This is a genomic window from Kribbella sp. NPDC049174 (assembly GCF_043197365.1).
In the GTDB taxonomy this organism is placed as follows: domain Bacteria; phylum Actinomycetota; class Actinomycetes; order Propionibacteriales; family Kribbellaceae; genus Kribbella.
In genome coordinates this window covers 449,415-460,488 of sequence record NZ_JBICSZ010000004.1, presented here as the reverse complement: position 1 = coordinate 460,488, position 11,074 = coordinate 449,415, and the positions used below count along the sequence as shown (strand labels likewise).

Below are 11,074 nucleotides of genomic sequence, written 5' to 3'. Positions count from 1 at the left end.
GCGGGGGTCATGGGGCTTTGACTCCCGGCCTTCCCTCGTCACTCCAGTCGCTGCGCTCCCTCCGCTCCTCAGTCCAGGCCGGGAGGCCCCATGACTGTGCACATTGCCGCGCCTCCGGCGCGGGGGTCATGGGGCTTTGACTCCCGGCCTTCCCTCGTCACTCCAGTCGCTGCGCTCCCTCCGCTCCTCAGTCCAGGCCGGGAGGCCCCATGACCACGACATCGACTCTCGAGCGACCGAGCCGGTCCGAAGGTATCGACGACGCGCCCGGGCTGCCGGTTCGGGCGATCAAGGGCATCGTGCTGGTGCTCTGCTGCCTGGTGGTGATCATCCCCTTCATCGGGGTGATCTCGACCAGCATCGCCAGTCAGGCCCATGTCACCAACTCCGGCGGCTTCGTGCTGTGGCCGGACGGGATCAACCTGGACGCCTACCGGACGATCTTCAACGGTGGCGTGGTGCTGCAGGCACTGCTGATCAGCTTCACCATCACCATCGGCGGCACGCTGATCAGCCTGGCCGGGTCCACCATGCTGGCGTACGCGCTCAGCCGCCCCGGCTCGTTCGGGCAGCGGCCGATGCTGATGATCGTCCTGTTCAGCCTGTTGTTCAGCCCTGGCCTGATCCCGAACTACCTGGTGGTCAAGCAGTTCGGCCTGCTCGACTCGCTGCTGGCACTGATCCTGCCGACCGCGATCAGCGGTTTCAACGTGATCATCCTGCGCGCGTTCTTCATGGCCATCCCGGACTCGGTGGTCGACTCGGCCCGGGTCGACGGCGCCGGCGACTTCCGGATCTTCTGGTCGATCATGCTGCCGCTGTCGCGCGCCGTACTCGCGGTGATCGGCCTGTTCTACGCGGTCGGCTACTGGAACGCCTTCTTCAGCGCGATGCTCTACATCAGCGACACGGCGAAGTGGCCGCTGCAGCTGGTACTGCGGACGTACGTGATCAACAACACCGAGCTCAGCAGTGGTGATCTCGGTGGGGCGGCGGCCGACCAGCTACCGCCGCAGGAGTCGATCCAGATGGCGATCCTGGTGATCTCGCTGGTTCCGATCCTGATCGTTTACCCGTTCCTCCAGCGGCACTTCGCCAAGGGCATGCTGACTGGGGCGGTGAAGGGATGACGATGGCTGGCAAACGGATCAGCAGACGAACCCTTCTCGGCGGATCGCTGGCAGCCGTCGCCACGGCCGGCGGTCTGAGCGGTTGTGCCACGGTGACCAGGTCGACCGACATCGCGGCGCTGAACAAGCCGGTGCAGTTGCCGACGTACCGGCGGTTCGACGGACCGAAGCCGGACTTGCCTCGGAGCCATCCGTTGATGCCGGACTGCTTCTACCGGTTCCCGGCGGATCCGGTCCGGGTCACCGACGGGCCACCCGGCGACGGCAGCGACGTGTCCGGGTCCGCGCCGACGTCGAACCCGATCCCGCCCACCGCAGACCGCAACCCGTACTGGCGGGAGCTGAACAACAGACTCGGCTCTCCGCTCCAGCTGACCATCACCGCCGCCGGTGACTACGACGACAAGTTCGCGACGTCGGTGGCCGGAGACACCCTCGGTGATCTGTTCAACGTCGATGGGGCCTTCGCCTATCTGCCGCAGTTCCTCGAAGCGCGGGCACAGGATCTGACCGAGCACCTGTCCGGCGACGCGATCCTCGACTACCCGTTCCTGGCCAACCTGTCCAGCGACGCCTGGCGCGGGTGCGTGTTCTCCGGCGGCATCCGGGCGGTTCCGATCCAGCGCGGGGTGATGTCGACCGATCTGCTGCTGGCAAGGCAGGACCTCCTCGACAAGCTCGGGGTCGAGCTCGGTTCGCCCAATCTGGCCGAGTTGATCCAGGTCGCCAAGGCGGTCACGGACGAGAAGAAGAACCGCTGGGCGTTCGCCGTCCCGCCGACCAAGGCGCTGAGCGCGATGCTGCGGTTGCCGAACGACTGGGAGGTTCGCGACGGTCGCCTGGTGCACAGCCGCGAACTCGAGGAACACAAGGAGATGCTCTCGATCGGCCGGCAGTTGGTCGTGGACGGGCTGATCCATCCCGACGGGGTGGCGAAGCACAACCAGAAGGTCTGGTTCAGTCAGGGGTCGGCGGTGATGACTCAGGACACGTACTCCTCGATCCAGAGCTTCTACCGGCGCAGTGTCGTGAAGGACTTCGCCATCGCGATACCGGTGGTGCGTGATCAGGCCGGAAAGCCCGGCCGGGTCCTGCTGGGCAAGCCGATCAACTCGATCGCGGCGATCAAGCCCAGCTCGCCGGAGCGGACCCGGCTGCTGTTGCAGATCCTGAACTGGATGGCCGCGCCGTTTGGGACCGAGGAGTACCTGTTCCGCAAGTTCGGTCTGCCGGGGCGCCACTACACCTTGAACGGCACCGACCCGGTGCTGACCGAGGCCGGCGGCAGCGAGGTCTGCTTGGGCGAGTTCCCGATCCAGTACCTGGCCGACGGCGGCTATCCGGTCTACTTCCCGGGTCGCCCCGACGCGGTCGACGTGGCGTACAACCACCTCAAGGCGGTGCTGCCGACCGCGGTCCTGCAGCCGGCGTACGGGCTCTACTCGCCGACCCAGTCGACCAAGGGCAAGGTCTTCGACACGCGGTTGGACGCCATCACCAAGGACATCCAGCTCGGCCGCGCCAAGATCTCGGCCTGGGACGAGGCGGTCGCCGACTGGCGCAAATCCGGCGGCGACGCCATCCGCCACGAATACGAGGAGGCCATGACAGTCCAAGGCCGAAAGTAACTTCCGCCGCGCGCATCGCCCCCAGGGCGATGCGCGCGGCCTACTATTAGTCGCAGCGCAGGGTGTCCAGGTTGGCCGCATGACCCATGGCGTGACTGCCCGCGTCGTTCGGGTGCAGCCCGTCCCCGCCGTCGTACGCAGCCTGCAAACGCGTCGGCTCAGCGGGATCACGCGTGGCCGCATCGAAGTCGACCACCCCGTCGAACTCCCCGCTGTTCCGGATGAAATCGTTGACCGCCTGCCGCGCCGCCTCCTTCTCCGGCGTGTAAACGAACGACCCACCCACCGGAGTGATCGTCCCGCCGACAATGCACCGCCCGGAAGCGTGGACCCGTGCGATCAGCTGGCGATACCCATCGATCAGCTCATCCGCGCTCGCACCGGCGTAGATGTCATTGATGCCCTCCAACACAAGCACAGTGCGTACGCCGGGCTTGGTCAGCACATCCCGATCCAACCGAGCCAACGCACTCGGCCCAGCACTGCCGGCCTTCGCGACGCCGTTCAGAACACGGTTGCCGGAGATCCCCTCGTTCGAGATCGCCAGCCGCCGGTGCTCGGGCAGTGCGGCGTACCGATCGGCGAGAACATCTGGCCACCGGCGATTCGTGTCGATCGTCGAACCGACCGACGAGGTGATCGAATCGCCCAGCGTGGCCACGGTGTCGTCCTGCCGTGGCGCGCTGACGATCGCCGCATTGAGGAAGAACCAGGCGGACGACTCCGTCTGGTACGCCGTCGCCGACTCGTCCGCCGCGTGATCACCGGAGGTCGACTTGTAGTTGTGTTGCATGGCCCGGTTGTGCGCCGTGATCACGCCCGTCGTGCCGACCACGTGCAGACTCACGGTCAGGCTCGTCTGCGCGGGCACCGGCCCCGGCAGCGGATCGCTGATCGCCATCCCGCCCGGCGGTATCCGCACCGACGTCTTCCCGCCGAACGTCAACCGCCGGCTGGTCCCCGGTACGACGCTAGCCCCGGACTGATGTCGTCCGACGTACACAGAATCGGTGACCAACGGCTGGTCGCCGTGGGCGTTCGACAACCGGATCCGCAGGTCACGCCCGCCCACACTCGTCCGCAGGATGTTCCGCACCGTCATGTCGTTCAAGGTCCCGCCGGCGATGTCGTCACTGGCACCCAACGTCGTCACCAGCTGCGTCCCCTGCCCACCAGCCGCCGCGGCCCCAGCCACCGAGGACCCGGCCGCCGAACCATCCGGGGCCGCGGAGTCCACCAGGCCCGCCGCGCCCACCGCCATCACCAGCACACTCGCGCCCACTCGGCGCCACGAGGAAGTTTTCATTCTGCCAAGTCACCGTTGAATAGATATAACCTCAACGAGTTGCAGTTGTTGCAGCGCCGAACGGCCGGGTTCGCGAGCCGAGCGGTCGGCCGACATCGTGGGGTGGGAAAGGCATCGAGCGCGGTAAGGGACAATGGTTCGCGATGACGCTGACCGAGCAAGTTCCTGCGAGTACCGACGCCGATGCCCTGTACGACGCCTTCGCGAGCTGGGTGGGGGAGCAGGGGATCTCGCTGTACCCGGCGCAGGAGGAGGCGCTGATCGAGGTGATGACGGGGTCGAACGTGATCCTGTCGACGCCGACCGGCTCGGGGAAGAGCCTGGTCGCCACCGGGTCGCACTTCGCCGCGCTCGCCAACGGCAGGCGCACCTTCTACACCGCGCCGATCAAGGCGCTGGTGTCGGAGAAGTTCTTCGCGTTGTGCGACATCTTCGGGGCCGACAAGGTCGGCATGCTGACCGGCGACGCCTCGGTGAACGCCGGTGCCCCGATCATCTGCTGCACCGCCGAGGTGCTCGCCAACGTCGCGCTGCGCGAGGGTTCCGCCGCCGATGTCGGCCAGGTGGTGATGGACGAGTTCCACTTCTACTCCGAGCCCGATCGCGGCTGGGCCTGGCAGGTGCCGCTGCTCGAACTGCCGAACGCGCAGTTCATCCTGATGTCGGCGACCCTCGGCGACGTCGAGCGGTTCAAGATCGACCTGTCGAGAAGGACCGGTCGCCCGACCGCGATCGTGTCGAGCGCCGAGCGGCCGGTGCCGTTGATCTACAAGTACGTCACCACCGCGCTGCACGAGACGCTCGAGGAGTTGCTCACCACCCACCAGGCGCCGGTGTACGTCGTCCACTTCACCCAGGCCGCCGCGCTCGAACGGGCCCAGGCGCTGACGAGTATCAACGTCTCCTCGAAGGAGGAGAAGGAGAAGATCAACGAGCTGATCGGACACTTCCGGTTCAGCAAGGGCTTCGGCCGGACCCTGCAGCGGCTGGTGAAACACGGCATCGGCGTCCACCACGCCGGCATGCTGCCGAAGTACCGCCGCCTGGTCGAGCAGCTCGCCCAGGCCGGTCTGCTCAAGGTCATCTGCGGCACCGACACCCTCGGCGTCGGCATCAACGTCCCGATCCGGACCGTCGTCCTGACCGCGCTGAGCAAGTACGACGGACGCCGGCAGCGGATCCTGAAGGCGCGCGAGTTCCACCAGATCGCGGGCCGGGCCGGACGGGCCGGGTACGACACGTCGGGGACCGTCGTCGTCCAGGCGCCGGATCATGTGGTGGAGAACGTGAAGGCGCTGGCCAAGGCGGGGGACGACCCGAAGAAGCAGCGCAAGGTGCAGCGGAAGAAGCCGCCGGAAGGTTTCGTCACTTGGGGCGAGGACACGTTCGACCGGCTGGTCGCGGCCGAGCCCGAGGCGTTGCAGTCGCGGATGCGGGTCAGTCACGCGATGCTGCTGAACGTGATCGCCCGCGACGGCGACGCGTTCGCGAGTATGCGGCATCTGCTCCGTGACAACCACGAGGACGCGCGGGCCCAGGTCCGGCTGATCCGCCGGGCGATCCAGATCTACCGGACGCTGGTGACCGCGGGTGTGGTCGAGCGGCTGGACGAGCCGGACGAGTTCGGCCGGATGCTGCGGCTGACCGTCGATTTGCAGAAGGACTTCAGCCTCAACCAGCCGTTGTCGACGTTCGCCCTGGCCGCGCTGGACCTGCTCGACCCGGAAAGCCCGGAGTACGCACTCGATGTGGTCTCCATCATCGAAGCGACGCTCGAAGACCCGCGGGCGGTGCTCTGGGCGCAGGAGCACCAGGCCAGGGGCGAGGCCGTGAACGCGATGAAGTCCGAGGGGATCGAGTACGAAGAGCGGATGGAACTGCTCGAGGACGTGAGCTGGCCGAAGCCGCTCAACGAGTTGCTCGAGGCAACGTTCGATATGTACCGGCAGACGCATCCGTGGATCGCCGACGCCGGGTTGTCGCCGAAGTCGGTGGTCCGGGACATGTTCGAGCGGGCGATGACGTTCGGCGAGTTCATCGGCTTCTACGGTCTCGCGCGGTCCGAGGGCGTCGTACTGCGGTATCTGAGCGACGCCTACAAGGCGCTGCGGCAGACCGTGCCGCCGGACAAGGTGAACGAGGACCTGACCGACCTGATCGAGTGGCTCGGTGAAGTGGTCCGGCAGACCGACTCCAGCCTGCTCGACGAGTGGGAGGAGCTGACCAACCCGACGACCGAGGAGGTCGCCGAGCCGACGCCGGCCGCTCCGCGCCGGATCACCTTGAACAGCAGGGCGTTCCGGGTCCTGGTCCGCAACGCGCTGTTCCGCCGCGTCGAGTTGGTCTCGCTGCACCGCTGGGCCGAGCTCGGCCAACTCGACACCGACTCCGGCTGGGACGCCGGCCGCTGGGCCGAGGCCGGTACGGCGTACTACGCCGAGCACTCCACCCTCAACACCGGCCCGGCCGCCCGTGGACCGGCCCTGTTCATCGTCGAGGAGCACCCCGGCTACTGGGAGGTCCAGCAGATCATCGACGACCCGGAAGGCAACCACGACTGGCGCATCACCGCCACCGTCGACCTGGGCGCCTCCGACGACACCGGCGACCTGGTCCTCGAGATGGTGTCGTTCAAGCCGCTGTAGTCACCGGCGTCTCGAGGGTCCGGACCTCCCGGACGAACATGGGCAGCGCGGACAGCGCCATGCCGACGGTTCCGACCGCGACGGCTGCCGTGGTGCCGAAGGTGCTGCCCAGCACGCCGCCGAGCGCAGCACCGATCGGGAGCACGCCGAAGGTGAAGGTCCGATAGGCACCGTTGCTTCGGGCAAGGGATGCACGGGGGATCAGAAGCTGGCGGATCGTCACCGACAACACATTGGCGCTGCCAAGGCCGATACCGGCCGCGAACTGCACCACGCCGAGGAGTACGCCGTACTGCAGACCGCGACCGGGCAGCACAGCCAGCAGAAGCGGCAGGCCGGTGGACAGCGCGAGGGACGTGAGGAACGCCCGGCCGTAGCCGAGCCGCTTCGCGAGGCGGAGACCGATCATCGCCCCGACGAACGCGCCGGCACCGCCCGCACTCAGCGCGATGCCGTAGCCGCCTGCGGACAGGCCGCGCTCCTTGACCGCGAGGACGACGAGGTTGACGACCAGGATCTGTGCCGAGGCGTTGTAGAGCGCGGCATGTGCGGTCAGCGAGCGCAGGAACGGGCTGACCTTGATCTGCCGGACACCTTCCCACAGGCTGGGCCGTTCGTCCGTGGCATGGGGTGCAACCTCCGTACGGCGTGCCGACCCGATCCCCACCGCGCTGGCCAGATAGGAGAACGCGTCGACCAGCAGTGCGATCGCCGGCCCGAGTAGTTGCACCAGCAGACCGGACAGGCCTGGTCCGCCGACCTGTGCGGCCGTGGCTGAGCCCTGCAAAGCGCGGTTGGCTGCCGGCAGGTCCTGCTCGGGCACGAAGTCCGGCAGGTAGGCGAACGACGCGATGTCGAACACCACACTGGCCGCGCCGACCAGGAACGCGACCGCGACCAGCAGGGGCAGGCTGAGTTGGTCGAACGCCCAGGCGAGTGGGATGACCGCGACCGCTGCGGCCCGGATCACGTCGGTGGCGATCATGACACCGCGCTTCCGCCGGCCTTCGAGCCAGTGACCTGCGAGCAGCGGCAAGGCCGCACTCGGCAGATAGGTCGCCGTCGCGATCGCACTCACGCCCGCGGCACCCGCGTCGAGGGTGAGCGCCGCCGTCAAGGGCAGCGCGACCGCCGTCACGTGAGTGCCGACCGCGGACACCGTCTGCCCGGCCCAGAACCGCTTGAAATCGCTGTCCACCGTTACCAGTACCTCCGCCTCATCCAGTAACCGTTACCGGATCATCCCCTAACAGCGGTAACGTGGCAACTGTGATCCAGCCAGGCGAGCGCACCCCGGCCCCCGAGCCGCTCGTCCTCGTCCAGGACCTGGTCAACACCGTCGACCTGGAGATGGAACGCGACACGCTGGCGAACCCCGCGGAGCTGAGCACGTTCTGCGCCGCCCATGGGTTGCTTGACCTGTGGTTCGACTCGGCTGACCTGGCGGCGGTGCTGACGCTCCGGGAAGCGGTGCGTGACGTCTGCCAGGCGCACGCCGGCGTCGACGTACCCGCGGAGTCCCTCGCGGTCCTCGACCAACTGCTCGCCGAGGCACCGCTGAGACTGGCGCTGTCGGCCGACGGAGGCGCGACAGTCCGCCCGGCCGAAGGGCTAGAGAGTGTCCAGGCTCTGGTCGCCAGGATCGCGGCAGATATCGCGACCGCGACTAACGACGGCACCTGGCCACGACTCAAGGCATGTGCTGCCGACACCTGCCGCTGGGTGTACTACGACCGCAGTCCGGCCGGCCGTAGTCGTTGGTGCACGATGGCGATCTGCGGTTCCCGCAACAAGATGCGCAAGTACCGCGCCCGCACCTAGGCCTAGGGCCAGGCGACGTCGACCTCGGTCCCCGCGTCGTAGTCGACCCCCGGTACGTCGAAGCCGTACAGGCGTCGCACCTCGGAGAAGAACCACTCGGCGTCGGCGACCTCCGCGATGTTGTCCTGGGTCGCCGCCTCCCACTGAGCGCGTACGGCGGCCTGGACCTCGTCGGTCAACTCCCAGCGGTCGAGGCGGATGCGGCCTTCCTCGTCGAGGTCGAGCGAGGCGTCACCGGTGAGCTGATCCCACAGCGCGATCGACTGCTGGATCGGGGTCTGCAGGCCGTCGCCGAGGACCTTGTGCAGCAGGCTGACGTACAGCCCGATACCGGGAATCGCGGAGGACGCCTGGGTGACGGCGGCACCGTTGACCGACGTCATCGCCTGGACGCCGTTCTTGCTGAGCGTGAGTGCGGTTTGCTCGAGGTCGGCCTTCGCGGCGCCGATCGAGCCCTGGCGGTAGATCGGGCCGGTGAGCTCGGACCCGATGTAGGTGAGCGCGACCGTGCTGAATCCAGGTTTGGTCAGGCCGCGTTCGGTCAGTGCCTCGACCCAGCGGGACCAGTCCTCGCCGCCCATCACCTTCACGGTCTGCGCGATCTCATCGTCGGTCGCGACCTCGATGCCGACCTCCTGCAGGACCGGATCCGCGCCGTCGAAGGCCAGGCTCTTGGTGGTGTGCGGTGCGCCGATCGCCTTGATCGCGGACTGGTACGTCTCGTCGGTCCGCGGATCCACCCGGCGTGGTGCGGCGACGCTGTAGATCAGGTGGTCGACCCCGCCGAACCGCTCCGCGACGAGGTTGAGCACTTCGTCCTTCGTGGTGTCCGCGAAGGCGTCCGCGTTGACGAAGTGGAACTCACGGCCGAGTTCCTCAGCGATCGCAGCAGTCTCGGCCGTGCGATACCAGCCGGCAGTCGCCGTACGACGTGCCGTCGGTGCCTTCTCGAACGACACACCCACCCCGTCGATCCCGTAGCGCGCGAGACCCGCGATCGTCGCGGCCAGGCCGTAGCCCGAGCTCGACCCGATCACGAGCGCGGTACGGCGTTCCGGCGTACGACGCTCGACCTGGCCGGCCAGGTCACGGACGATCCGGGCACAACCGTCGGGATGCGAGTCCAGGAAGAGGAATCCACGGCCGAGGGGTTTGACTACGCGCTCACTCATGCCGATGACCCTAACCCGCTCGATCGGCCCAACGAGCCGGAGTGCGCAGAGAATGCGCACAGAATGCCGGTTCAGTTCCAGTACAGTTCCGCGTCGTCCGGCTCGACCGTGACGTCGGCTCCGAGGCGGCGGAGGTTGCCGGCGAAGTCGGTGTAGCCGCGGTGCACGTGGTGCGCGGCCGACACCAGCGTCTCGCCTTCGGCCGCCAGACCGGCAAGCACCAACGCCGCACCGGCGCGGATGTCCGACGCGACGACCGGCGCACCCGACAACCGCGGAACGCCGCGGACGACCGCGTGGTGACCGTCCGTCTGGATCTGCGCTCCGAGCCGGGTCAGCTCCTGCGCGAACGTGAACCGGCCCTCGAAGAGGTTCTCCGTCACCATCGCCGCGCCGTCGCTGATCGCGTTCAACGCGATCACGAACGCCTGCAGATCGGTGGCGAAACCCGGGTACGGCAGCGTGACCACATCCACCGGCTTCGGCCGGTCGTTCATCCGGACCCGGAAGCCGGACTCCAGCACACTGATCTCCGCGCCGGCCTTGTGCAGCTTGTCCAGCGGCAGTTCGAGATGCTCGGCGTGGCCGTTCGTGATCGTCACGTCACCTTTGGTGATAGCGGCCGCGAACGCCCAGCTGCCGGACACGATCCGGTCCGGAACGACGACGTGCTCGACCGGCTTGAGCACCCCGGTCACGCCGGTGATCTCGATCCGCGGCGACCCGGCACCGTCGATCTGGGCACCCATCTCGACCAGCATCGCGGCGATGTCCTGGATCTCCGGCTCGCGGGCCGCGTTCTCGATCACCGTGGTGCCCTTGGCCAGCACCGCGGCCATCATGATCGTCTCGGTCGCGCCGACGCTCGGGAAGTCCAGCCAGACCTCGGCACCGTGCAGCCCCTGCGGCGCCTCGGCGATGACGAAACCGTGCTCGATGTGGACCTTCGCGCCCATCGCCTCCAGCCCCGCGACGTGCATGTTCAGCCCGCGGGAGCCGATGTTGTCGCCGCCGGGCAGCGCCACCTCCGCCCGACCACACCGGGCCAGCAGCGGTCCGAGCACCGAGATCGACGCCCGCAGCTTGCGCACCAGTTCGTAGTCACACTGGTGTCCGACCTCACCCGGTACGGCGATCGTCGCGGTCTGTTCGTCCGCGTCGACCTTCACGGAGCAGCCGAGAGTGTCCAGCAACTGGGCCATGAAGGTGACGTCGAGAATGCTCGGTACCTGCCGCAGCAGCGTCGTTCCCTCCGCCAGCAGTGCCGCCGCCATCAGCTTGAGCACGCTGTTCTTTGCCCCAGTGACTTCCACGGCTCCCTCGAGCCGTGCCTCACCTGCGATCCGAAACCGTTCCACCCGCCGACTGTAGC

Annotated in this window: 8 protein-coding genes; 4 read left to right on the top strand and 4 right to left on the bottom strand. The window is 67.7% G+C overall.

Annotated features, from left to right (window positions below; all coding sequences use genetic code 11):
* Positions 1-209: 209 nt before the first annotated feature.
* Complete coding sequence (locus tag ACGFIF_RS24230; protein WP_393157456.1) at positions 210-1,130, top strand: carbohydrate ABC transporter permease; 921 nt, start codon at positions 210-212, stop codon at positions 1,128-1,130.
* Between the two features lie 2 nt (positions 1,131-1,132).
* The gene (locus tag ACGFIF_RS24225; protein WP_393157454.1) at positions 1,133-2,758 is read left to right on the top strand and encodes a hypothetical protein; all 1,626 of its coding nucleotides are present in this window, start codon (positions 1,133-1,135) and stop codon (positions 2,756-2,758) included.
* Between the two features lie 46 nt (positions 2,759-2,804).
* Here the strand turns inward: ACGFIF_RS24225 and ACGFIF_RS24220 are convergent, their stop codons facing one another.
* Positions 2,805-4,064, bottom strand: coding sequence for an SGNH/GDSL hydrolase family protein (locus tag ACGFIF_RS24220; RefSeq protein ID WP_393157453.1), 1,260 nt, complete (start codon positions 4,062-4,064; stop codon positions 2,805-2,807).
* A gap of 143 nt (positions 4,065-4,207) precedes the next feature.
* Between ACGFIF_RS24220 and ACGFIF_RS24215 the strand changes: the two genes are divergently transcribed.
* On the top strand, positions 4,208-6,709 hold the full coding sequence (locus tag ACGFIF_RS24215; protein ID WP_393157451.1) for a DEAD/DEAH box helicase: 2,502 nt from the start codon (positions 4,208-4,210) through the stop codon (positions 6,707-6,709).
* Here the strand turns inward: ACGFIF_RS24215 and ACGFIF_RS24210 are convergent.
* Positions 6,696-7,907, bottom strand: coding sequence for an MFS transporter (locus ACGFIF_RS24210; RefSeq protein WP_393157449.1), 1,212 nt, complete (start codon positions 7,905-7,907; stop codon positions 6,696-6,698). The genes ACGFIF_RS24215 and ACGFIF_RS24210 overlap by 14 nt on opposite strands.
* A gap of 71 nt (positions 7,908-7,978) precedes the next feature.
* On the opposite strand from ACGFIF_RS24210, the gene ACGFIF_RS24205 reads away from it, so the two are divergent.
* Positions 7,979-8,530, top strand: coding sequence for a CGNR zinc finger domain-containing protein (locus tag ACGFIF_RS24205; protein ID WP_393157448.1), 552 nt, complete (start codon positions 7,979-7,981; stop codon positions 8,528-8,530).
* Positions 8,531-8,532: 2 nt separating this feature from the next.
* Here the strand turns inward: ACGFIF_RS24205 and fabV are convergent, their stop codons facing one another.
* The gene (gene fabV / locus ACGFIF_RS24200) at positions 8,533-9,702 is read right to left on the bottom strand and encodes an enoyl-[acyl-carrier-protein] reductase FabV (RefSeq protein ID WP_393157446.1); all 1,170 of its coding nucleotides are present in this window, start codon (positions 9,700-9,702) and stop codon (positions 8,533-8,535) included.
* A 71-nt stretch (positions 9,703-9,773) separates the two neighbouring features.
* Complete coding sequence (gene murA / locus ACGFIF_RS24195) at positions 9,774-11,060, bottom strand: UDP-N-acetylglucosamine 1-carboxyvinyltransferase (RefSeq protein ID WP_393157444.1); 1,287 nt, start codon at positions 11,058-11,060, stop codon at positions 9,774-9,776.
* Between the last annotated feature and the right edge of the window lie 14 nt (positions 11,061-11,074).

Coding starts and splice junctions, on each gene's coding strand:
- ACGFIF_RS24220 (WP_393157453.1), bottom strand. CDS start 4,064: ATGAAAACTTCCTCGTGGCGCCGAGTGGGCGCGAGTGTGCTGGTGATG.
- ACGFIF_RS24230 (WP_393157456.1), top strand. CDS start 210: ATGACCACGACATCGACTCTCGAGCGACCGAGCCGGTCCGAAGGTATC.
- fabV (WP_393157446.1), bottom strand. CDS start 9,702: ATGAGTGAGCGCGTAGTCAAACCCCTCGGCCGTGGATTCCTCTTCCTG.
- ACGFIF_RS24225 (WP_393157454.1), top strand. CDS start 1,133: ATGGCTGGCAAACGGATCAGCAGACGAACCCTTCTCGGCGGATCGCTG.
- ACGFIF_RS24215 (WP_393157451.1), top strand. CDS start 4,208: ATGACGCTGACCGAGCAAGTTCCTGCGAGTACCGACGCCGATGCCCTG.